Origin of the sequence: Thermotalea metallivorans, from assembly GCF_001562415.1 — a bacterium.
Taxonomy (GTDB): Bacteria; Bacillota; Clostridia; order Peptostreptococcales; family Thermotaleaceae; genus Thermotalea; species Thermotalea metallivorans.
The window spans coordinates 21,777-43,677 of the sequence record NZ_LOEE01000042.1 but is presented as its reverse complement, the minus strand read 5'-3'; the positions used below and the strand labels follow the sequence as shown (position 1 = coordinate 43,677).

General features: G+C 39.1%; 25 protein-coding genes. 18 read left to right on the top strand and 7 right to left on the bottom strand.

Annotation, left to right across the window (positions count from 1 at the left end; translation table 11 throughout):
• Window positions 1–248: 248 nt before the first annotated feature.
• Window positions 249–1,154, bottom strand: a complete 906-nt coding sequence (locus AN619_RS09885) for an alpha/beta hydrolase (RefSeq protein ID WP_068556536.1) — start codon at window positions 1,152–1,154, stop codon at window positions 249–251.
• 733 nt (window positions 1,155–1,887) lie between these two features.
• Between AN619_RS09885 and AN619_RS09875 the strand changes: the two genes are divergently transcribed.
• Entirely contained in the window at window positions 1,888–2,667 is a 780-nt protein-coding gene (locus tag AN619_RS09875; protein ID WP_068556534.1) for an IS3 family transposase, read from the top strand.
• A 400-nt stretch (window positions 2,668–3,067) separates the two neighbouring features.
• Here AN619_RS09875 and AN619_RS09870 read toward each other — a convergent pair whose 3' ends face one another.
• From AN619_RS09870 to AN619_RS09855, 4 genes are all read right to left on the bottom strand, one after another.
• Complete coding sequence (locus AN619_RS09870; protein WP_068556533.1) at window positions 3,068–3,703, bottom strand: hypothetical protein; 636 nt, start codon at window positions 3,701–3,703, stop codon at window positions 3,068–3,070.
• Window positions 3,704–3,956: 253 nt separating this feature from the next.
• Window positions 3,957–4,385, bottom strand: coding sequence for a hypothetical protein (locus tag AN619_RS09865; RefSeq protein ID WP_068556532.1), 429 nt, complete (start codon window positions 4,383–4,385; stop codon window positions 3,957–3,959).
• 75 nt (window positions 4,386–4,460) lie between these two features.
• On the bottom strand, window positions 4,461–5,273 hold the full coding sequence (gene larE / locus AN619_RS09860; protein ID WP_330382067.1) for an ATP-dependent sacrificial sulfur transferase LarE: 813 nt from the start codon (window positions 5,271–5,273) through the stop codon (window positions 4,461–4,463).
• Window positions 5,274–5,369: 96 nt separating this feature from the next.
• Window positions 5,370–6,038, bottom strand: a complete 669-nt coding sequence (locus AN619_RS09855; protein ID WP_068556531.1) for a hypothetical protein — start codon at window positions 6,036–6,038, stop codon at window positions 5,370–5,372.
• A gap of 572 nt (window positions 6,039–6,610) precedes the next feature.
• Between AN619_RS09855 and AN619_RS15970 the strand changes: the two genes are divergently transcribed.
• From AN619_RS15970 to dapF, 10 genes are all read left to right on the top strand, one after another.
• A complete protein-coding gene (locus AN619_RS15970; protein WP_157064975.1) occupies window positions 6,611–6,772 on the top strand; it encodes a hypothetical protein in 162 nt (53 codons plus the stop codon).
• A 145-nt stretch (window positions 6,773–6,917) separates the two neighbouring features.
• On the top strand, window positions 6,918–7,928 hold the full coding sequence (locus AN619_RS09850) for a ThiF family adenylyltransferase (protein WP_068556530.1): 1,011 nt from the start codon (window positions 6,918–6,920) through the stop codon (window positions 7,926–7,928).
• A gap of 92 nt (window positions 7,929–8,020) precedes the next feature.
• Entirely contained in the window at window positions 8,021–8,755 is a 735-nt protein-coding gene (locus tag AN619_RS09845; RefSeq protein ID WP_068556529.1) for a DUF881 domain-containing protein, read from the top strand.
• A 13-nt stretch (window positions 8,756–8,768) separates the two neighbouring features.
• Window positions 8,769–9,494, top strand: coding sequence for a DUF881 domain-containing protein (locus AN619_RS09840; protein WP_068556528.1), 726 nt, complete (start codon window positions 8,769–8,771; stop codon window positions 9,492–9,494).
• Window positions 9,487–9,837 (top strand): small basic family protein, encoded by a 351-nt coding sequence (locus AN619_RS09835; RefSeq protein ID WP_456300646.1) that lies wholly within the window; start codon window positions 9,487–9,489, stop codon window positions 9,835–9,837. The genes AN619_RS09840 and AN619_RS09835 overlap by 8 nt, the downstream gene beginning before the upstream one ends.
• Before the next feature lie 326 nt (window positions 9,838–10,163).
• Window positions 10,164–10,778, top strand: coding sequence for a class I SAM-dependent methyltransferase (locus tag AN619_RS09830; RefSeq protein WP_068556527.1), 615 nt, complete (start codon window positions 10,164–10,166; stop codon window positions 10,776–10,778).
• A 60-nt stretch (window positions 10,779–10,838) separates the two neighbouring features.
• A complete protein-coding gene (locus AN619_RS09825; protein WP_068556526.1) occupies window positions 10,839–12,275 on the top strand; it encodes an ATP-binding protein in 1,437 nt (478 codons plus the stop codon).
• Window positions 12,247–13,596, top strand: coding sequence for a sigma-54-dependent transcriptional regulator (locus AN619_RS09820; RefSeq protein WP_068556525.1), 1,350 nt, complete (start codon window positions 12,247–12,249; stop codon window positions 13,594–13,596). The genes AN619_RS09825 and AN619_RS09820 overlap by 29 nt, the downstream gene beginning before the upstream one ends.
• 286 nt (window positions 13,597–13,882) lie before the next feature.
• Window positions 13,883–15,013: a TMEM165/GDT1 family protein gene (locus AN619_RS09815; RefSeq protein ID WP_068556524.1), complete on the top strand. Its 1,131-nt coding sequence runs from the start codon at window positions 13,883–13,885 to the stop codon at window positions 15,011–15,013.
• A gap of 168 nt (window positions 15,014–15,181) precedes the next feature.
• Window positions 15,182–16,159: a diaminopimelate epimerase gene (dapF, locus tag AN619_RS09810; RefSeq protein ID WP_083525071.1), complete on the top strand. Its 978-nt coding sequence runs from the start codon at window positions 15,182–15,184 to the stop codon at window positions 16,157–16,159.
• 97 nt (window positions 16,160–16,256) lie between these two features.
• On the opposite strand, the gene AN619_RS09805 is transcribed toward dapF, so the two are convergent.
• Complete coding sequence (locus AN619_RS09805; RefSeq protein ID WP_068556522.1) at window positions 16,257–16,775, bottom strand: ferritin; 519 nt, start codon at window positions 16,773–16,775, stop codon at window positions 16,257–16,259.
• Window positions 16,776–17,037: 262 nt separating this feature from the next.
• On the opposite strand from AN619_RS09805, the gene AN619_RS09800 reads away from it, so the two are divergent.
• From AN619_RS09800 to folK, 7 genes are all read left to right on the top strand, one after another.
• A complete protein-coding gene (locus AN619_RS09800) occupies window positions 17,038–17,760 on the top strand; it encodes a DUF421 domain-containing protein (protein ID WP_068556521.1) in 723 nt (240 codons plus the stop codon).
• Between the two features lie 132 nt (window positions 17,761–17,892).
• The gene (locus AN619_RS09795) at window positions 17,893–18,624 is read left to right on the top strand and encodes a class I SAM-dependent methyltransferase (RefSeq protein WP_198153279.1); all 732 of its coding nucleotides are present in this window, start codon (window positions 17,893–17,895) and stop codon (window positions 18,622–18,624) included.
• Between the two features lie 13 nt (window positions 18,625–18,637).
• Entirely contained in the window at window positions 18,638–18,886 is a 249-nt protein-coding gene (locus AN619_RS09790; RefSeq protein ID WP_068556519.1) for a cysteine-rich small domain-containing protein, read from the top strand.
• An 89-nt stretch (window positions 18,887–18,975) separates the two neighbouring features.
• Window positions 18,976–19,542, top strand: coding sequence for a GTP cyclohydrolase I FolE (gene folE, locus AN619_RS09785; protein ID WP_068556518.1), 567 nt, complete (start codon window positions 18,976–18,978; stop codon window positions 19,540–19,542).
• Window positions 19,543–19,557: 15 nt separating this feature from the next.
• Complete coding sequence (folP, locus tag AN619_RS09780) at window positions 19,558–20,412, top strand: dihydropteroate synthase (protein WP_068556517.1); 855 nt, start codon at window positions 19,558–19,560, stop codon at window positions 20,410–20,412.
• The gene (gene folB / locus AN619_RS09775; RefSeq protein ID WP_068556516.1) at window positions 20,412–20,777 is read left to right on the top strand and encodes a dihydroneopterin aldolase; all 366 of its coding nucleotides are present in this window, start codon (window positions 20,412–20,414) and stop codon (window positions 20,775–20,777) included. The genes folP and folB overlap by 1 nt, the downstream gene beginning before the upstream one ends.
• Entirely contained in the window at window positions 20,770–21,258 is a 489-nt protein-coding gene (gene folK, locus AN619_RS09770; RefSeq protein WP_068556515.1) for a 2-amino-4-hydroxy-6-hydroxymethyldihydropteridine diphosphokinase, read from the top strand. Before folB ends, folK begins: the two co-directional genes overlap by 8 nt.
• An 18-nt stretch (window positions 21,259–21,276) precedes the next feature.
• On the opposite strand, the gene AN619_RS09765 is transcribed toward folK, so the two are convergent.
• The gene (locus tag AN619_RS09765; RefSeq protein WP_068556514.1) at window positions 21,277–21,756 is read right to left on the bottom strand and encodes an HD domain-containing protein; all 480 of its coding nucleotides are present in this window, start codon (window positions 21,754–21,756) and stop codon (window positions 21,277–21,279) included.
• Between the last annotated feature and the right edge of the window lie 145 nt (window positions 21,757–21,901).

The window sequence follows — 21,901 nt, the reverse complement described above, 5'->3', positions numbered from 1 at the left end:
GATTTCATTGTGCTGCAGCGTACCATAATTTCAAAGGAAAACCTATCTGTGCACCCAACAGGAAATTCTTGATGACAGGTTCTTTGTTCCATTACTATATTACCATAAGATTAAATGAATCAAAACCTGAATATATCAAGGATAACGTTTGCTTCTAAAAAATATTTTTATGACCTATGGGGATCGATGCAATGAAGCAGTGATTGGATTAGAAAAATAAAAGGCATGATGGCTCCCATCATGCTGCATCATATGACTTCGATGGATTTAAGAAATAGGTCAATTTTTTTCTCATAGGCTTCAGGGGATTCCATAAAGGATTTTGCATGTCTTGCATTTTCTACTAGAAAAATATCTTTTACTCCTTCTTTATGCTGATACATTTTTATGCTCATTTCGGGGGGGATGTAACGATCCTCAAGGCCGTGAATAAACAGCACAGGGGCTGTGATTTCTTTTATGGTCCGGATTGGGGATATGTCTTGAAAAAAAGCCTTTGTTCTCAAATAGGTAATAAGGTTTGCCCCATGGAGAATGGGAAAGGGAGGAAGCTTGTACTCTTCCCAAAGACGGAACTGAAGAAGCTCGTATAAATCGGAAAAAGAACAGTCAGCGATGGAAAAAGCGATGCGATGATCCATGGCAGCATATTGCAGGGCTATGGCTGCACCCATGGACTCCCCATGGATTCCCACGATGGAATGGGGACCCGTTCTATTCCGAATCCAATCGACCCATGCTTTCAAATCATATTTTTCATAATAACCCAGGGTGGTATATTTGCCGCCACTTTTCCCATGACTTCTATGATCATAAACCAAGATATTGAAACCCCGACGGTAAAAAATATGGAAATATTTCATGGAGCCATAGAGATTCATGGTGATGCCATGACATAGGATCACTGTTTTTGTTGCACCATGATAAGGGAAAAACCATCCTCGCATCCTGTAGCCATAAGGGGATCCAAGCCAGATTTCTTCTTTTTGAAGAGATTGAAAGGATGTCAGATCGATCAGTCCCTTTTCTGCATAGTCATTCAATATATGAATATCATCCAAAGTTTTTGGATCAATCACCAGATTAGAAAAATGAAAGCTGAGAGCCAATAGTGGGATTCCTAATAGAACAATAAAAAGCAATAAAAGGAACATAAACCCATCTCCTTTTGTTTGTGATAGAAAATGAAAACTGTGGATGATTCTATTATATTATAAATTCATAGCACCTATAGAGTTGTTATGTTATCATGAGATTAAGAAGTGCAGAAAAAGAGGAGTGATTGAATACTGTAAAAGTACAGAATTTTTATAGAAAATCCTTATCCTGTTCAAATGGAGGAAGTGTTGATATGGGGAACAGTACAAAATAGAATGTGTAAATTGTAAATGATTTATAAGACCGATTTGTAAGCTAAATAAGTATTCAGGAGATGAATATATGGGTAAAAGAAGCAGTAGCCATTCGCTTCAACAGCTTGATGAATATATTGAAAGATGTAATAAGAAGCGCAAAAAATATGATATAATAACTATACTTGTTATACTTACTATTTCGATATACCTCAATTTAGGAATGAAAATATATAGTTTTGCAATAGCATATCTAACTTATCGTCTAGTAAAGCATATATTGGTTCTAAGGAAAGAAAAACGATCAGAGAATTAAAGTATAATGATACCAGAAAACAAGACATATAAAAGGCCTAAAATAAGTTAGAATGGAGTCATGGAAAAGAGAATATGAAAACGAAAACCTTGGGGCTCTGCCCCAAACCCCGTCCTCGCCGGAAGGCAACCGGCCTGTCATAACAGACCGAAAAACAAAAGATATAATGAACCCAGGGAGTTGGACACAAAAAGTTGAAAAATAAGTTATAATAAGAATATGAAAAGACGACATTTTACCCCGGAAGAAAAATCAAAAATAGTATTAGAACTGCTGAGAGTAGAAAAAACCTCATCAGAAATTGCTCAAGCGTATCAGATCCATCCTAACATGCTATCAAGGTGGAAAAGTGAATTTCTAGCAAACATGCATACCGTATTTGCAAAAGAAAATTCTAGTACTGAAAAACGGTATATGGGGGAAATGGGGATATATGTAATCTATCCAGGACCGAATTTAAGCAAAAGAAACAAGGCTCATAAGGTATACCCCTATTTGTTAAGAAATCTACCCATTACAAGGGCTAATCAAGTGTGGGGTGTGGATATTACCTATGTCTCTATGCCAAAGGGCTGGATGTACTTATTCGTCATCATCGATTGGTATTCAAGATGTATCATAGACCATGAGCTTTCAAACACGATGGAAACTGGTTTTATGATAGAGATCCTTCAACGAGCATTTAAAAAAGCTATACCAGAGATTATGAACAGTGATCAAGGTAGTCAATTTACTAGTAACGAATATATTGATTTACTTAAGGAAAACCATGTTAGGATCCGTATGGATAGTAAGGGACGAGCAACAGACAATGCAATAACAGAGGGATTCTTTCGCAACATAAAGCAAGAAAAACTCTATATTTTTGAATATAGTACGCCAAGAAAATTAAGAAGTCTAATTAACGAATACATTCATTTTTACAATTTTAATCCTTGGATTATGAGTATCCGTATAAGCTCTATACGGCTGCTTAGAATACAAAAAAACATATTGTAGAGAAGGAGATCAAGATAACTTAAAAATTTTAATTTTAAATTTTAATTTTAGTGTCTTGATAACGGGGTGCATTATACTGCCAGCGGTAGCGGCGGAATGGAGGTTTATATGAATTTTGCAAAAGTGTCTTTAATTTTATTAGTATATTTAATTTTAATACACCTATTAAATATTAAGTTAAAAATAACGGTAAGGCTATCAAACATGTTTAATAGTAAGAACACATACAGACTTTGTATGTTTACCATCTATTGTTGTTTGTTTTTAATTCTATCTTATTCTGGTTTAAATTATCAAAAAAAATTATTTGCAAATTCATTGTCACTATATGATATGCTTACCGTAACACTTATATATATTCTTCTAATATATTAAGGGAGTCTTAGACTCCCTTAATATATTAGAACTGTGTAAGTGTTGTAGTACACAGTTTTACCGGATTCATTAGTGGGACATAATTTGCATTAAAATAGTGCAAATAACATTCTATTCTGTCATAATACTGATACTCCCTTACTTTAACAATATAGCCTTCTTGTGGTAATTGACTTAGAGGTGCCTCGAGCATAATTCTGGCACCGATAAAGGCCCCTAGGAGTTTTGTAGCAGTCGCTTTATCTTTTAAGAATCTAATCTGCAATCCTGCATAAGCAATAATAGTTGAAATAATAAAATCAACCGTTAGGCCAGTAGATCCGCCAATAAGGGCTATATCATTTTTAGTAAATGTATGACTTAAAGTATCAATACCTTGACCGACGGTAGCAATTGCTACGAGTACTGTTTTTGTTGTTGAAATATTGCCGAGACTATCTTTCATATAAACTTTGTACCATCCAAAAGCATCAACATTAAAAATGCGAGTGATGTCTGTACCATTACTTGTAAAGGTATAGCTCCATTTTTTGCCGTCTACGCTTTGACAAATTACATTAACAGATTGACCAGAACTTAAGCCACTGATGTCAAACACTGCTTTGATTTCATGCTTTCCAAGATAAGTTTGTGATACTACTTTTAAATTCATCGTTGCCATAACATTATCTCCTTGTTATTTTGAGATTTTGTAATATTTGTACTTTCTTTTTAGATTACGCTGCATAAGAAGATCTAAAGGAAAAATAATTTATTACAAAAATAAATTTCTATATACGTGGCAATCATGACTCTATGCCATTAAATAAAACATGGATAGATTTATAAAAGAATAACTTTACCAAAGTAAACTTTGATTTTTCATATTTCTGAGATCAAATGGAAGAGCTTGATTGCCACGTATATGGCAGGCTTTAGTAAATATATGGGTAACCGAAATAAGGTCTCCTAAAGAAAGGTCTGCGCCAAATTGCTGTCAAAAGTAAAAACCAAAGAAGCAAGCTGGAACCGGTCCAGAATTGGGTTTCTATTCCCGCTTGTTGTTGGGATTTGGGTTGAGAAACTTTTGTTTCTGAGGCCAGTATTCTTTTTACCATATCAATTCTTTGTTGATGGTAATCTGTGACAAAGCCTTCTAGCTTTGAAAGGGAATCCAGACGCTTGACATGCTGCTGCAACATATCGCTTGAAACTTCATTTTTTACCCTTGCAATCTCCCTAAAAATATATTTGTCTGGCAGGTTTCCATACTGTTTTACAAATTCGTTAAACTGCTCCATTTTATCATTGGGCAAAATTACTAAATCCAAGGCATAGGTATTTTGACCCTGATTATTTTTCATAATCCTTTACACCCCCTTTCAAATTCTATCCCCTTGCGATAATATAATATGTCCAACAAATAAAATGGTTACAAGCTATAGGGATAGTCCTTCGTTCATGCTTCCTGTTCGATAACCCGCTAAATCCAGGGTAACATAAGCAAATCCTAATTTTTTAAAAGATTGTCCTACAAAATCCATCAATGGCAAATCAAAGAATTTCTCCCTTTCTTCTGGCCCTACTTCTATTCTGGCAATTTCCCCATGATGTCTTACCCTGACTTGACGAAATCCCATATCCAACAGTATCTGCTCCGCCGCTTCTACCATTTTTAATTTTTCTTCTGTAATCTCATGGCCATAGGGAAATCTGGAGGACAGACAGGCAAAGGAAGGTTTATTCCATGTAGGAATATTCATTTGCTTGGATAATGCTCGGATATCATTTTTTGTGAAACCGGCTTCTTTTAAGGGGCTGATTACATGCAATTCCTTAGCAGCCTCCATACCGGGTCTATAGTCCCCTAGGTCGTCAAAGTTGGAACCGTCCAGAACATGCTTTAGGCCGTGCTGGTCGGCCACATCCCGGATTTTAGAGAAAAGCTCACGCTTGCAATAATAGCAGCGATTCACGGGATTTTGAGAAAAACCTTCTATTTCTAATTCTTCAGAAATAATAATGACATGCTTTACGCCTATTCCTTCAGCATATGCCTTTGCCCCATGGAATTCCCTTTCAGGATAAGTAGAGGATCTGGCTGTTACGGCGATAACGTTGTCACCGAGAACATCATGGGCAACCTTTAGGAGAAAGGTGCTGTCGACACCACCGGAAAAAGCAATTGCAGCACTTTTCAGTTGCAGCAACAAGGCCTTTAGATTTTCGTATTTTTTTTGCAGATTCATCATAAAGCAAAACCTCCTTATTATGTTGGAAAAAAGAGGACCAGTGGGAAGATCACTGGCCCGTAGCATATTTTTAAAAGGATTGTCAAGAATAATCTTTTATTTTAAGTCGAAAGGTTTTAAAAATACATCGAATTCCTTGTCCATATCTTCTACCTTGGTAAATATCCAACCAGTTACTTTTGTAGGATCGACACCTGCTTTAATCAGGGGTTGGGGATTCAGTACAAAGACAATGTCCTTATCATTTTTTGCCATATCCTTTGCCCATTCAAATTTATGATCATCCCCAACTTTTATACCATAATGATCCAGTTTTACATGATACCCGATGAAATTTCTATGTTTGTCTACAATGAGGCTAAAGGAAGCAGAAGGGGTAGGCTCACCGGAATAAATGAATTTTTCTCCGCTGATTTCTGAAAGTATATAGAGCTTGCCGGAAATAGCATCATATTTGTACTGTTCTTGTGGAAGCTTTGACACGTCCAAGCCGGCATCGATAAAGGGTTTCCCATTGATTTCAAAGGCTACGTCAGGGTTTGTTGCGCTAAAATCTCTGCTCCATAAAAATTTTTCACCATCGGGGGACGCTATGGACCAGCTTTGCCATTTGTCGTCGAAGAAAACCATGTCTTTGTTCTCTTCTACCAGTGTTTGAAAGGACGATTTGGCGAATTTACCTACTACATCCGTTGATGCACATGCAGAGATTGCCATGGCCAAGAAAACGAACAACCCTGTGAACAATAATTTTTTCCTTTTCATTGTCTGATCCTCCTGAATTCAAATATAACTTCATAAAAAGTTTTTTATTTTTGAACATTCCTTTGCTATCAACCTCCCATCGACATAAGAAAAGATCGTATTCCATAAAATCTATCGAGCAAGCTTTATGCCAAAATTTACAATTGTCTTTTTAAAGGATGCAAGATATGTGATGAAAGCCAAATTTTTATAACACACAGGAAATTATGTACTTTTATAAATTGTGGATCAATCATAATTTCCATCATGTGTTTCAACAAAGTCTTCCTTTACATCTTCCAACGGAAGACTTTTTTTATTATTTGTGGGAAATGACACACTGAATAAGGCTTTTGCTACACTGGGACCTTTCTACTGTAAAATTAGGAAAATTACTAAGCGATTAGCCCTAGTAAAGATAGACTATCCTAAGAAATATAGCCTTTGTATAAATTCCATTCTAGCCTTGTAAATCCATAAAATATGAAGAATCTTTTATTTATTTGTAGCAGGTAGATGGTTTATTTAATACTATATTATAGAGAGAAGCTGATGCATAAAAATAGCGAATGGTATGAAGGGGGCCCGATCGCATGAGTAAAAAACAAGATCTGCCGGCTGTTTTGGAGAGCCAATCTCCCACAAAAGAGATATTCCCAGGCTTAGGTTTTGATATATTCTTCTGGATCATCATCATCTTTTTTCTCTTTGGCGGTTTTCCGATTTTTGGCTTAGGCATAAACGAGAAAAAGTAGATAAAATATTGGCACAGAAATTGCTGTACAATCCTATAACAAAATCATTTAAAGGTTCCCCCCTTTAAGTGATAACTGTAGCTAGTGGACTATCCACTAGCTATATTTATATGGTATAATACTTATGTTTAAGGAGGTTGGAAGTATGGACAGATATGCCAAACAGATTATTTTTGAACAGATCGGTATAGATGGTCAGGAAAAATTACAGCAATCAAAGGTGGTTATCATAGGATGTGGTGCCTTGGGTACGGTATCGGCAAACAATTTGGCAAGGGCAGGTGTTGGATACATCAAGCTGGTAGACCGGGATTATATCGAACGATCCAATCTGCAAAGACAAATTCTTTTCGACGAAGAAGATATTGAAAATAATCTGCCAAAGGCAGTTGCCGCGGCCTATAAGCTTAGGAAAATAAATTCGGAGATAACCGTTGAAAGTGTGGTTGCAGATGTCAATACACGCAATATCATCGATATCTGTCGGGGGATGGACTTGATTTTGGATGCAACGGATAATTTTCATATACGCTACTTGATCAATGACGTGTCCGTAAAATTAGAAATTCCCTGGATTTATGGGGGTGCCATCGGCAGTATGGGCATGACCCATACCATGATTCCCGGAGAGACCCCATGTTTCCGTTGCATTATGCCGGACATGCCGCCGGCAGGTTCCGTAGACACCTGTGATCAGGTAGGGGTTTTAAACGGCATTACCAATATCATTGCTTCACTGCAGTCAACGGAGGCAATGAAACTGCTTATTGGAAAAAAAGATGCATTGATCAGAGGTATACGTTTTATAGATATATGGAACAATGATTTTGAGGTGGTGGAAAAGAGAAAAAAAGAAAATTGTCCTGCCTGCGGCAAGAAAAACTACGACTTTTTGCATCGTGACTCGGAAGAAGCCGTGTATCTTTGCGGAAAAGACAGCGTGCAGATCAATCCGATGAACAGCGAAATTTCCGTAGATCAGCTGATGGACAAACTGCAGGGAATTGGCATAGAAGCAAAGAAAAATCCATTTTATTTAAAGTTTCAGGCAGAAAATGTGCAGTTTACTCTTTTTTATGATGGCAGGGCGATCTTAAAGAATATTTCAGACATCAATCAGGCCAAATCCCTATACGCAAGATATATAGGTTTTTAGGGAAATATATGCATTGTAAAAATGTTATGGGGTGCCTACGCTAGGTCTAGAGAAAGGGAATTTGTTTTGGATATAACCAACGGGAGGTAAAAATGAAAGGATTGAAAGCACAGTTAGCTGTCGGCGTTGTATGTATTGTTTTAGGGCTGGCCCTTGCCTTGCAATTCAGAAGTGTGCAAGAAAACTATTATGGTGGCGTCGCCCCTACACAAAAGGCAAAAGAGTTGGCAGAAGAGTTAAAAAACGCAAAAGAAGAAAAGCAGCAGCTGTTAAGTGAAATTAACAAAATGGAAGAACAAATTAAGGAAATTGAAGAAGCAGAGTCAAAACAGGATGCATTGGCAAAAACGATCCGGGCGGATATTGAAAAATATAAGCTAATCTCCGGATTTAAGGCTGTAAAAGGACCAGGGGTTGTGGTAGTGGTGGATGATCCGCCGGCAGATCCGGATTTTTCTTCTGACAGAAGTGTCATCATGTCTAATTATGATTTGCTGTTAAGTTTGGTCAATAAGCTGAATGACGCTGGGGCAGAAGCCATTGCTATCAATGAGCAGCGGATTGTATCCCGTACGGAAATTAGCCTTGCTGGCAATAATGTAAACATTAATTCGATTCCCACGGCACCTCCTTTCATCATAAAGGCCATTGGAAACCCGGACGCATTGGAGGCTACATTAAATATAAGGTATGGGATTATTTGGGAAATGAAGGAACGATTTAATCTCCAGGTCGCCGTAAAAAAGCAGGATGAAGTAGTGATTCCAGGGTACAATGGCGTAGTGAAACTGCGCTATGCCAAACCTGCCAATGAGAAGGCTCAGTAGCCGAGGTGATGATATGAAATACAATGTATGGAAGTTGAATATCCTATTATTTTCCATCCTTGTGGGATTTGCCATTTCCTTGCAGGCAAAAAATGTAAAAGGAGAATACCTTTATGTTCCCCTAAAGGTCATTCATGATTACAAGGTGGCCATCGAGAGTGAAAGAAAGGAAATGGAAAATCTGCAGAAAATGATCTTGGAGAAGAAAAAACAAATGGAGGAATACAAAAAAATAAAACAAGAGGGTGGCGTCATCAAGGAGGCAATGCAGAAGGAATTGGAAGAGCAAAAGCTTATTGGCGGTTTTGTTGATGTGGAGGGACCCGGCATCATACTGGTTGTCAATGATGGAACAAGGGAGTTATACGAAGGAGAAGATCCCAATAATGTACTGGTCCATGATATTGATGTACTGAATCTGGTGAATGATCTTAAAGTTGCCGGTGCGGAGGCTATATCCATCAATGGTCAAAGGCTATTGGCTACTTCCGAGATGAGCTGTGCCGGATATACCATCAGAATTAACAACCAGGTATTTGCACAACCTTTTGTCATCAAAGCCATTGGAGATCCTAAAACATTGGAAGCTGCTTTGAATGCACCCGGCACCTATGCACGGTTTCTAAAGGAAATCGTAGGTTTATATATAGAAGTAAATACTGTATTAAATATAAAAATACCGAAGTATTCTGAAGAAATAGATTTTCAGTATTTAAAACCGGCAGAAGAAGGTGTATAAATTGGTTATTATCTTGATTGGATTGCTCATCGGTGTTCTGTTAGGCATGTACTTGCCGATCACATATCCCACATCCTATTCTTTATATATGTCTGTGGCCATATTGGCAGCTTTAGATTCAGTGTTCGGAGCGATCCGGGCACATATGGAAAAAAAGTTCAATACGGCCATATTTGTGTCCGGTTTTTTTGGCAATGCTGTTTTGGCTGGTATTCTGGCATATATTGGTGACAGATTGGGTGTACCCTTATATTATGCTGCTATTTTTGCCTTTGGGGACAGATTATTTCAAAATTTTGCAATTATTCGAAGGCATTTGCTTGAGGGATTTATGAAAAAATAATGTAGAGGGTAGAAAAGCATGGCCTCCAAAATCATAAAGGATCTGCAAGGAAATAGGCTCTGGGAGAATCTGGGGCCTAAAATTTTTCTGTGATCCAGGCCTTTTCTTAGGCATTTTGGCCTTATTATTGCAACAATACAGATTCTAGGGAAAAATGATATGAGAATGGATGAAAGGGTCGAGGCATGGCCTTAGGGAGACATAATATAATTATTCTAAAAATGCGGCATGTTTTTTGCAAAAATAGTTGGCAGATATAGCGTTTGCTATCAACGGGTTTTTGGGCATATATCATCCAAATGATATAAAAAGGAGAGGATAAAGAAATGGACGACCTTACCGAAAAAATAAGGAGAAGATATGACAGGGTATCGGCCCTGTATGATCTATTGGAAAAACCGATGGAGGTTATGGCTTTAAGGGAATGGCGTCTGGCAGTGATGCAGGAACTAAAGGGAAAGGTTCTAGAGGTAGGTGTGGGCACGGGGAAGAATATTGAATACTATCCTGATGAACTCGATATTACAGCCATTGATTTTAGCGAAAAGATGCTGGAAAAGGCAAAAAAGAAGGCGCAAAAACTTAATAAAAAGGTACATTTGATTCATATGGATGTCCAGGCGATGAATTTTCCAGATCATTCCTTTGATACCATATTCACCACCTGTGTTTTTTGTTCTGTACCTGATCCTATCAAAGGTTTAAAGGAAATGAAAAGAGTATGCAAGCCTGGCGGAAAAATTATAATGATTGAGCATGTGAGAAGCGAAAAGAAGGTATTAGGTCTTATCATGGATGTATTGAATCCCCTGGTGGTCAATGTATATGGTGCCAATATCAATCGAAGGACAGTGGAAAATGTATATAAGACAGGTTTTTCCAAGGTTGAGGTTACGAATCTTTATGGAGATATTGTAAAGAAAATTGTCGTTTATGCTTGATAGGGAAGTTCCATGTTTGGATGGAGAGATTTGACCCAATGAAGGCGAGAGGGTGAAGAAATGAAGTCAAAAAGAAAATATATCTGGTGGATAGCCATGAGCATTGCTGTCATTACGTTGCTCCATTATTTTACTACATCCTATATCTGGGGATTTCATGATTTCTACCGCAGATTATATTATATTCCCATTATATTGGCTGCATTTAAATTCGGACTAAAGGGTGCCATGCTTTCTACATTGGCAGTGGTGGTGCTGTATGCACCCCATTTGCTGATCTATTTTGGAAGAATTAATATTGAGGTGATCAATCAGTTTTTAGAAATTTCCATGTTCTTGATTGTGGGGGCCATTACAGGGGCATTGGTAGAATCAGAATCAAAGGTAAGGCGGCTTTTGGAAGTCCAGATTATGAGGCTGACGGATTTGGAAAATTATACACAAAATATACTGGATAGTATATTGAACGGGGTCGTCGCTATTGATAAAAATATGTTGATTCATTCTATCAATCGGGAAGGGAAATCCCTGCTAAATATAAAGGGGGAGGCAGAGCGTACCTATATCTATGATTATTTTGAAAATCCCGGCGAAATAAAAAATGTGATGGCAGAGGCCATCGGAAAGGAAACAACCATACAGGGATATGAGACAAGAATCCTGAAGGAGCAAGAAAAGAAAACCATCATAAAAATTCACGGATACCCTTTGAAGAACATTCTAAATCGTATGGAGGGAATGGTCATTGTAATGGAGGATATTACGGAGGTAAAGCGCCTGGAAAATCAGATCAGAAGGGTTGAAAAACTGTCAGCCGTAGGAGAATTGGCCTCGGGGATTGCCCATGAAATCCGAAATCCTTTGGGGATTATCAAAACCATATGCCAGATCATGCGTAAAGATGCAGTTGATGCCGATACCAGGGAGGGATTGGAAATCATTGAAGCAGAGGTTGATCGGGCGAACCGTGTGATTCAAGAATTGTTGGACTTTGCCAAACCCAGTGTGTTTCACTATAGGCTCCAAAGCATGGATCGGATCATCATGGATGTGCTGCGGATTACCAAAAAATATGCGGAACAATATAAGGTAAAGGTTGATTATCAATGCATGGATGATTCGATGGTCTATGTAGATGCCGATAAATTGAAACAGGCCTTTGTCAATATCATTATCAATGATATCCAGGCGATGCCCGAGGGGGGGAATCTGTGCATCAAGCTGCAGGTCGAAGAAGATTGGATAAAAATTTCTTTCATTGACGAAGGGATAGGCATTGAGAAAGAAAAATTGGAAAAAATATTTGAGCCATTCTATACAAATAAAGAAAAGGGTACGGGCTTAGGGCTTGCCATCACCCATAGAATTATCGAGGAGCATAAAGGATATATAGAAATTGAAAGTGAAATCCATCGGGGTACCCAAATTGATATATTTTTGCCAAAACATCCAAGAGGAGGAGCGGAAGATGTCAAAAAAAATCTTGATTGCAGATGATGAGAAAAATATGATTTGGGCTATGAAAAAGGCCCTCAAGAATGAAGGATATAGGATCATTACGGCAGGGGATGGGGTTGAAGCGGTAGAAATGACCCGGCAGGAGGAACCCGACCTTATCCTGTTGGATTTGAAGATGCCGAAAAAGGATGGAATGGAGGCCTTAAAGGAGATAAAAAGCTTGAATGGAAAGGTACCCGTTATCATGATTACAGCCCATGGCACTATGGAAAGTGCCATTGAAGCCATGAAGCTGGGAGCCTTAGATTATATATCAAAACCCTTTGATCTTGAGGAATTAAAGGTTGTTATCGAGAAGGCCCTCAATGTAGGAAATATGCAAGAGCAAATCGAATTTCTGACAGAGGAATTAAATAAAAACACCGGGAAAGTCATTATCGGAGAAAGCGAGAAAATCCGGGAAGTGTTGCAAATCGTCAGCCGAGTTGCCAATAGCAGTGCCACTGTTTTAATTACGGGGGAAAGCGGGACAGGAAAAGAATTGATTGCCAATGCCATTCACTTTAACAGCAATCGAAAGCATAAGCCATACATCAAAGTAAACTGTGGGGCTTTGCCGGAGACTCTGTTGGAAAGTGAGCTCTTCGGCCATGAAAAGGGAGCCTTTACAGGTGCCATCGCAAAAAAAGCCGGCAGATTTGAACGTGCCGACGGGGGAACAATTTTTCTCGACGAAGTGGGAGAATTAAGCCCGGCGATTCAAGTAAAACTTTTAAGGGTATTGCAGGAAAAGGAATTTGAGCGGGTCGGTGGAACGGAGACGATAAAAGTAGATGTGAGGATTGTGGCTGCAACCAATAGGAATTTAAGAGAAATGGTAGAAAAGGGAGAGTTTCGGGAGGACTTATTTTACCGGCTAAATGTAATTCCCATTGAACTGCCCCCCCTGCGGGAAAGAAAGGAGGACATTCCTAAACTAATTGAATTTTTTACGGAGAAATACTGTGCAGAAATCGGGAGGGACAAATTGTTCTTTGATAAAGAAGCTATGGAGGCTTTGACCCATTATCCTTGGAAGGGAAATATCCGGGAACTGGAGAACGTCATTGAAAGAATCGTTATTCTCAATCATGGAGAAAAAGTGACGAAGGATGTGCTACCGAAAGAGATTCTGTTTTACAACAGCGAAATTCCTGCCTTCCTGCTGCCAGAGGAGGGTATTGATTTGGAGAAGGTTGAGAAAAGTTTGATTGAACAGGCCTTAAAGAGGACAGACTATAATCAGACCCATGCAGCAAAATTGCTAGGTATTACAAGACATACTCTAATTTATCGGATGGAGAAATACAACATAAAGTAAAAGGGGATTTTGCTTGAGGTGGTTTTAAGGAGTTTTTGTATTAACGGCTATTGCCATTGCAACCTGCATATGATATATTAGTATTCGTTGGAGATATGCTAAAAGGGAGTAGCTGTGGCCATGGGTCATAAATAGGATCAACATGCTGGTGAAATACCTGGTCCTATTTGCTTCAGAACAAGTTTCTAAAGGGGCGAGACTTTTAGCTTAATGGAGCTGTTTTTGAAATAGCTTTATTAAGTTAAGAGTGTCGCCTTTTATTTCACATGCAGGGAGGTCTTTTTCCATGTTTCAGGAATTTATCCGATCTTTATTTTTAATTTTCATGGCGGAGATGGGGGACAAGACCCAAATCTTAGCGATGGCTTTTGCTACCCAGTTTCCTGTGCAAAAGGTGCTGTTGGGGGTATTAGTAGGGTCTCTTCTCAATCATGGGATTGCCGTTGTATTAGGTTCTTATCTTTCTAGCATTATCCCCATGAATACTATACAGATGATCGCAGGTATTTCTTTTGTAGGTTTTGCTTTGTGGACATTAAAAAGCGAGAAGGGGGAAGAGGAAGAGGAGGATGTTAAGGGAAGGTTCGGGCCTGTTCTGACGGTGGCGATGGCCTTTTTTATAGGGGAACTGGGGGATAAGACCCAGTTGACGGCTATTACCCTATCGGTAGACGCCAATGATCCCTTGTTCGTGCTGATAGGAACCGTTACAGGAATGATCCTAACCAGTGGATTAGGTATCTTCGTAGGCAGCAAAATTGGCGACCGGGTACCGGAATTCACCATGAAAATTGCCTCTGCATTCATTTTCATGTTTTTTGGTGTCACCAAATTATATGCCACAGTGCCAAAAACTTTTATAAATCCATCTTATCTCGGCATCTTTTCCATTATCGTTGGTATCGTCGCCTATACAATTTTAAAACCTTCCTTGGAACTGAGGAAGCGGGGAGAATTGTCTGCCTTTCGGGAAGCAGCCCTAACCCTTTACGAATATACCCACCGAATTAAAGGGGCAGTGAATGAAATCTGTTTAGGAGAAAGATACTGCGGGAAATGCCAGGGAAGAAACTGTATTATCGGCTATGCCAAAGCCCTAATGGATCGCATTGTGGAAAACGGGAAATATGGTGATGTAGAAGTGTGGAAAGGCTTTTCGGAAAGCCTAAAGAAAAATTTTGAAGAAGGAAAAGTTGTGGAAAGTTTGAGCATGACATTGGTTGCCATCGAAAATTATCCCGATGAGGATGAAAGTCAAATACTGCACCAGGTAAGACAATCTTTGGAAATGATTTTATTTGGAAATAAACTGCCCTTTGATGGAGATATGAAAAAATATTTCCAACGGCTCAAGAGCAAGGAACCGAAAATTGCCCAAAGGATTATGAAAAGGGTGAATATGTTGAAATCTATGTAATTTCCCTATTCTATGAAAGATGGGTATCATAGAATATATAGAAAAAATTTATGCTTTTCATTTTGATCATGAATATGATAAAGTGAAATATATGAAAAAATATTAGGGGAAATGCATAATTAAGCTTACGGTAAAATGAAAAATACTGGAGGGAAGGAGTTCTGTCCAATGATAGTGGATATTTTAAAATGTCATGGAACGGGCAATGATTTTGTGCTGATTGATGAAATCAATGACTTTTATGATTTTACGGAAGAGCAAAGAGTATTATTGGCGAGGGAAATTTGTGATCGCAAAGGACCTGTTGGAGCCGATGGTATTCTATTTGTTCAGAAGAGTACTTTTGCTGACGGAAAGATGAGAATCTTTAATGCTGATGGTTCCGAGCCTGAGATGTGCGGCAATGGTTTGCGGTGTGTAGGCCGCTATGTGATTGAAATATCCGGAAAGGATTCCGTTGAAATTGAAACAATGAAAGGGAAATACATGGTAAAGAAAGCAGAGGATATTTATGAGGGTATTACTACCATTCAAATTACCATCGATACCATTTCTTTTGATATAAAGACGCTGCCCATGAACGGTCCGGCAGACCGGCATCTGTTCCAAAAGATAGAGTCCTTATCGAATACAGTAGAATTTAGTGCTTTAAGCATATCCAATCCCCATATTGTGTCCATTGTGGACCATATTGATGAGAGGGTATTAAAGGAAATTGGAGAAAAGGCAAACAACATAAAAGAAGTGTTTCCTAAGGGAGTCAATGTGAACTTCGTAAAGATTCTGGATGAACAAAGCATTTATGTAAAGACCTATGAACGAGGGGTTGGTTTGACTCAATCCTGTGGCACAGGGATGACTGCCTCCAGCATCATCGTCTGTTGCCATGATTCCAAAAGATTGGGAAGAGAAGTCAAAGTCTTTAATGATGGCGGGATGATTCAGTGTATTGTCCATAAAGACGCTGTAGAAAAGTATAAGGTTGAATTTATCGGCAATGCATCCTATATCTATCAGGGGAAGGTTTGTTTTGATTTTGAGGAAACAAAAACATATAAACTGATAGAGCAGGAAATGTATGCAACGGAGATAGCAAATTATGAAGCATTTCTAAGATATGTAAAAAAAAGTCTGGAAACTATATAGACAAATCAGAACAGGTGCTGGGGGCCTGTCAATTTATACAACAACACCGTTCCCGATGAAAAGGAAACGGTGTTGTTTCATTTTTTATAAAATTAAATTAAGCTTGTTTGGCATCTGACGGTGGTGTGAAAGTTCTCTGGGCCAGTTCCCCATCCAGCATATAAAGGGCATTGGGATTGTCTGCGATTCTTTCAAGTTTCTTTACCAAACCGTTAAACATAGACTCTTCTTCTACTTGTTCATCAACAAACCACTTTAGGAAACTGATGGTCGCATGTTCCCTTTCCTCCATGGCTAAGTCTGTCAGGTGGTAAATTCTCTTGGTTACAAATTGTTCATGGGTGTAGGCTTGTCTGAATGCATCCAAGATGGAAGCAAAATTATTTTTTGGTTCATCAATTGCTGGAATTCTTGCCCTTCCATTCATCTCTATGATATAGTCAAAAAATTTCATAGCGTGGAATCTTTCTTCTTCTGCTTGGACTCTAAAGAAATTGGCAAAGCCCATTAGATCTTCTTCGGCACAATAGGCGGCCATGGCCAGATAAAGATTGGAAGAAAAAAGTTCATGCTTTAGTTGTTCATTCAATTCGCTCATTAGTTTTTCACTGATCATATGAAATCCTCCCCTTACTGTCTTATGTATTACATACCACAAAATAAGTATATAAAACAAAAACATTTTCTTCAATTGCCTATATTTTTTCATGTTTATGCAGCCAATAGATGAGGATAAATCCCAAAACAATAAAAGAAAAAGTCAGAACGGCTTGCAGCCACAGGCGCATAAGGGTCTACCTCCCGCATAAAAATCTCAAAACTGTATCACATTATTAGTATGATTGGAAAAAGAGAATTTATCCGGAGGAAGGAAAAAGATGAAGGCGATTATTGAAGTTTTTTTGCAGACAATACTGGCTTTCTTTACAATTTTGTTTATCACGAGAATATTAGGTCGGCAACAGGTGGCACAGCTAACTTTATTCGACTATATTAACGGCATTACCTTTGGTTCCATTGCAGCAACCTTGGCTACGGATCTAAATCAGAGGACTTGGCATCATTTGATCGGTTTGGTGCTGTTTGGCGGACTCACTTATTTCATGGCATATATCAGCACAAAAAACAGAAAGATTTCAAAAATTATTCAAGGGGAGCCGGTTATTGTAATTCGGAATGGAAAGATTTTAGAAAAGAACCTGGCAAGGTTTCATTATTCCGTAGATGAACTGACCCATTTGCTGAGGAAAAAGGATGTGTTTGATGTTGCCTGTGTAAAATACGGTATTCTGGAGACTACAGGGGAGATCAGCGTTATGAAAATAGCCTCCAAAGAATATGTAAAGGCGGAAGACCTAAGTCTTCAAACAAAACAAGAAGAAATGCCTACGGAGGTTATCGTTACGGGAAATATCATTTACGAGAACCTGAAACAGAGGGGTTTAACTGTCAAGTGGCTGCTGGATCAGCTGAAAATGATGAATGTACGGGATATAAAAGAGGTTTTCTATGCCACCGTAGATTCTGCCAACCGCATCTATCTTGATAAACAGGAGGATCATTTTCATCAAGATGAGGATATCACAGAAGAACAAAATTAAAATATTATTATGCAGCATGTATCAGGAAATAGGATTGAAAATCATTGAAGTATGAAAGATTTTATGCTTATCAAAAGGAAAAAAGGATATCAAGATAGAATGAATAAAACAAATGATGATAGAGGTGATAGGATGCAATTTTACGAAGTGTTAAGCGGTGTCTATGATATTGTTTTTCCAAGGGATGATGAGACCTTGCATTTTCTAAGAAAGGGCTTAAGGCCTGGATCGAAAGTATTGGATATGGCCTGTGGTACAGGAAATTATTCTATACCTTTGGCTGCAGAAGGCCATAAGGTAGACGGCATTGATCTGGATGGGGCCATGATTCAGCTGGCCAAGGCCAAGGGAAAAGATGTCGCTATCCGTTTTGTCCAAGGAGACATGACCAAAATAAAGGAAATTTTTGCAGGAGAACAATATGACTTGATTTTTTGCATCGGCAATTCCATTGTCCATTTAGACAACAAGGAGACCATAGAAAGGTTGATAAAGGATGCCTATGCCATGCTTTCGGATGACGGGAAGCTGGTGCTTCAGATCATCAATTATGACAGAATTATAAAATACCATATTGACAGCTTGCCTACCATAGACAGAAAGGACAAGGGAGTAACCTTTATTCGGAAATATTCTTATAAAGAGCAAGAAGAAAAGGTGGATTTTCATACAGAACTGGTGATTCGCGAGAATGGAGAGGAGAAAAGATACCAAAATGCAATTCCTTTGATTGCATTGAAAAGCAAAGAAATGACAGAAATGTTGGAAAAGGCTGGATTCAGAAAGATTGAGATCTATGGAGGTTTTGAAGAAGAAGAATATACGGAGCAGTCCTATGCGACCGTTGTCAAGGCCACAAAATAAGGAGGAAAACGTCATGTCTTATAAATTCTATCAAAATAAAGCCTGTGAATATTTTCCATGCCACCCGGTAGAAGGGGAGGAAAAATTTAACTGTTTGTTTTGTTATTGTCCTCTATATCTGCTGAAAAAAGATTGCGGCGGCAATTTCAGATATTCCCATAACATAAAAGACTGCAGCTTTTGTTTGATTCCCCATGGTGAAAAAGGATATGATTATATCATGTCTAAAATGGAAGAAGTGATGAAACGTTCAGCAGAGTAAAACATAAATGGTAGAAACAAGTCCTTTTGGATTTGTTGTTTTATTGATACAATAATGTTGTTAAAAAATATAGAAGAGGAGAATCAACATTGGATAAAAAAAGGATAGAAAAAGCGATCAGAGAAATATTAGAGGCTATAGGAGAAAATCCTGACAGGGAGGGATTGATCGATACGCCCAAACGAATTGCCAATATGTATGAAGAGATATTTTCCGGTTTAAAGGAAGACCCCCAGGAACATTTGGAAGTATATTTCCAGCAAGAGCAGCATGAGGAACTGGTTTTGGTGAAGGATATACCTTTTTATTCCATGTGTGAGCATCATCTAGTACCCTTCTTTGGCAAATGTCATGTAGGATATATTCCTAAAAAAGGAAAACTGACGGGGCTTAGCAAACTGGCAAGAGTTGTAGAAACTGTAGCAAGAAGACCCCAGCTGCAAGAAAGATTGACGACGATGATTGCCGATGCAATCATGGAAAAATTATCTCCCCATGGTGTCATTGTTGTGGTGGAGGCAGAACATATGTGTATGACCATGAGGGGCGTGAAAAAGCCGGGGTCCCAAACGATTACTTCTGCCGTAAGGGGATTGTTCAACAAAGATGCCAAGGCAAGGGCAGAAGCCATGGCTTTAATCAACTTGGGAAAATAGCAATGGGAGGTGCGTATGAGAAACATAGGATATCATCTTCACAGGAAAGTAAACATCCGATGCGGAAAGCATGATTTTTGTTTTGGAACGAGAACCTTCATCATGGGGATATTGAACGTGACCCCTGATTCTTTTTCTGATGGAGGAGATTTTTTCGACATCGATGCAGCTGTGGAACACGCGAAAAAAATGGTTGAAGAAGGAGCCGATATCATCGATGTGGGGGGGGAATCCACCAGACCGGGATCCCAGGAGGTATCGGCAGAGGCGGAAATGGAAAGAATTTTGCCGGTTGTGAGTAGATTGGTGGCAGAGGTGGATGTACCTATATCCGTGGACACTTATAAGGCTGCCGTTGCGGAAAAGGTGTTGGGGGCAGGGGCCCATATGATCAATGATGTGTGGGGGCTTCAGCGGGATCCCCATATGGCATCGGTGGTTGCCAAATATGGAGTGCCCTTGATCATCATGCACAATCAGGCGGGGACAACCTATGAAAGGGATATTATGGAGGAAATCTGCCGGTTCTTTCAAAATTCTATCGATATTGCCATAGGCGCAGGCATCAAACCTCAAAATATAATATTGGACCCAGGCATAGGATTTGGAAAGACCCCTGAACAGAATATGGTGGTCATGTCCAGGCTGGGTGAACTGAATGATTTGGGATATCCCCTGCTTTTGGGAACATCCAGAAAATCCATGATAGGGAAGATATTGGACTTGCCTCCCAAGGAAAGGGTAGAGGGAACCCTGGCCACGACTGTGATGGGGATTCTTCAAGGAATTGATATTGTCAGGGTTCATGACGTAAAGGAAAATGTAAGGGCTGCAAAGGTAACCGATAGCATCGTGAGGGGTATGGTATAATGGATAAGATCATCATGAAAAATTTAGCTTTCTACGGATATCACGGGGTTTTAAAGGAAGAAAACATGCTGGGGCAAAAATTTTATGTAGATATTGAAATGTATTTGGACCTCAAGGAAGCAGGGATGACGGATCATGTGAGGGATACGGTCAATTATGCAGAAGCTTATGGTTTGGTAAAAGAGATTGTAACGAAGAAATGTTTTTGTCTGATAGAAGCCCTTGGGGAGGATATTGCCCAATCCATTTTAAGCCGGTTTGACCGGGTAGATGAAATCAAGGTGCAGATCCGAAAACCGGAGGCGCCCGTTGAAGGAATCTATGATTATTTTGGGATTGAAATCAGGAGAAGGAAAAATGGCTAGGGCATACTTGGGATTGGGAAGCAACATGGGAGACAAATATGAAAACATCCACAGGGCCATAAACATGTTGAGGGAACATGGGAAAATCAAAGTATTAAAGATTTCCTCCTGGTATGAAACGGAGCCTGTGGGATATCAAGATCAGGATTGGTTTGTCAATGTGGTGCTCCAAATTGATACTTCTCTGGAGCCCTATCCTTTGTTGGAGTATTGTCATTGGATTGAGGAGAGATTAAAAAGGGAGCGAAAAATAAGGTGGGGGCCTAGAACCATAGATGTGGATATACTTCTTTATGAAGATTATGTTTCCGATGAAGAAAAACTAATTCTCCCTCATCCCCGTATGACGGAGCGTGCCTTCGTGATGGTTCCTCTTTATGAAATTGCACCCGATCTAAAGATCAAAGGGGAACCGATTGGACAAATTGTCCGTAGGCTGAAGGGAGAAAAGATTCGGATTGTACCTGCCCGCCCTCGGTAATTGTCAAGGGCAACCTTCTCAATAAAAGAGCACAGGATGTCTACCGTCGGTAAAGTGTTTGCACTGGTTGATGGCCGGGCATTGGCTGCAGAGACGGGATATTTTGTCGCTTTCATATAGTATAGCGCCCAGATCTGTGGTTTGCGGCACGGCGATCCGGTGGGTTTTTATGGCTTCCGATATGAGATTTTTTTCATCTTCGGAAAAGCCGCAATCCATCAATATCTCTGATGCCAGTTCAGCCCCCGCAACGGCATGGTCAATGCCCTCTTGATATTCTTTCCACCGGCCTATATCATGGAGCAATGCGGCTGCATAAATGATATCCTTCTGAAGGACAAGCTTTTTTTCTAAGGCAAGGATATAGGCAACCCTGGCAACGTCAATGGCATGGGGAAGATCGTGACGGCAGAAGACCCGGTCTGCTTCAGCCTGGGCATTTCGTGCCAAATACTCTATATATTGTGGATGGTTCAGGATTTTATTGATTCTTTCCATGGAAAAATGCCCCCTATTTTTTCCTTTGCATGGGAAATTTTTTCTGTTGCTTAGTTCTATTGTACCATGAATCCTATTTTAGAGAATATGATATAAAATAGAAAGAGACAAATTTCTATGTCTAAATTCACAGAATTGTAGAGGT

Bases quoted from the DNA above. Each gene is read 5' to 3' on its own strand.
- AN619_RS09885 (WP_068556536.1), bottom strand. From the start codon at position 1,154: ATGTTCCTTTTATTGCTTTTTATTGTTCTATTAGGAATCCCACTATTG.
- AN619_RS09875 (WP_068556534.1), top strand. From the start codon at position 1,888: ATGAAAAGACGACATTTTACCCCGGAAGAAAAATCAAAAATAGTATTA.
- AN619_RS09870 (WP_068556533.1), bottom strand. From the start codon at position 3,703: ATGGCAACGATGAATTTAAAAGTAGTATCACAAACTTATCTTGGAAAG.
- AN619_RS09865 (WP_068556532.1), bottom strand. From the start codon at position 4,385: ATGAAAAATAATCAGGGTCAAAATACCTATGCCTTGGATTTAGTAATT.
- larE (WP_330382067.1), bottom strand. From the start codon at position 5,273: ATGATGAATCTGCAAAAAAAATACGAAAATCTAAAGGCCTTGTTGCTG.
- AN619_RS09855 (WP_068556531.1), bottom strand. From the start codon at position 6,038: ATGAAAAGGAAAAAATTATTGTTCACAGGGTTGTTCGTTTTCTTGGCC.
- AN619_RS15970 (WP_157064975.1), top strand. From the start codon at position 6,611: ATGAGTAAAAAACAAGATCTGCCGGCTGTTTTGGAGAGCCAATCTCCC.
- AN619_RS09850 (WP_068556530.1), top strand. From the start codon at position 6,918: ATGGACAGATATGCCAAACAGATTATTTTTGAACAGATCGGTATAGAT.
- AN619_RS09845 (WP_068556529.1), top strand. From the start codon at position 8,021: ATGAAAGGATTGAAAGCACAGTTAGCTGTCGGCGTTGTATGTATTGTT.
- AN619_RS09840 (WP_068556528.1), top strand. From the start codon at position 8,769: ATGAAATACAATGTATGGAAGTTGAATATCCTATTATTTTCCATCCTT.
- AN619_RS09830 (WP_068556527.1), top strand. From the start codon at position 10,164: ATGGACGACCTTACCGAAAAAATAAGGAGAAGATATGACAGGGTATCG.
- AN619_RS09825 (WP_068556526.1), top strand. From the start codon at position 10,839: ATGAAGTCAAAAAGAAAATATATCTGGTGGATAGCCATGAGCATTGCT.
- AN619_RS09820 (WP_068556525.1), top strand. From the start codon at position 12,247: ATGTCAAAAAAAATCTTGATTGCAGATGATGAGAAAAATATGATTTGG.
- AN619_RS09815 (WP_068556524.1), top strand. From the start codon at position 13,883: ATGTTTCAGGAATTTATCCGATCTTTATTTTTAATTTTCATGGCGGAG.
- dapF (WP_083525071.1), top strand. From the start codon at position 15,182: ATGATAGTGGATATTTTAAAATGTCATGGAACGGGCAATGATTTTGTG.
- AN619_RS09805 (WP_068556522.1), bottom strand. From the start codon at position 16,775: ATGATCAGTGAAAAACTAATGAGCGAATTGAATGAACAACTAAAGCAT.
- AN619_RS09800 (WP_068556521.1), top strand. From the start codon at position 17,038: ATGAAGGCGATTATTGAAGTTTTTTTGCAGACAATACTGGCTTTCTTT.
- AN619_RS09795 (WP_198153279.1), top strand. From the start codon at position 17,893: ATGCAATTTTACGAAGTGTTAAGCGGTGTCTATGATATTGTTTTTCCA.
- AN619_RS09790 (WP_068556519.1), top strand. From the start codon at position 18,638: ATGTCTTATAAATTCTATCAAAATAAAGCCTGTGAATATTTTCCATGC.
- folP (WP_068556517.1), top strand. From the start codon at position 19,558: ATGAGAAACATAGGATATCATCTTCACAGGAAAGTAAACATCCGATGC.
- folB (WP_068556516.1), top strand. From the start codon at position 20,412: ATGGATAAGATCATCATGAAAAATTTAGCTTTCTACGGATATCACGGG.
- folK (WP_068556515.1), top strand. From the start codon at position 20,770: ATGGCTAGGGCATACTTGGGATTGGGAAGCAACATGGGAGACAAATAT.
- AN619_RS09765 (WP_068556514.1), bottom strand. From the start codon at position 21,756: ATGGAAAGAATCAATAAAATCCTGAACCATCCACAATATATAGAGTAT.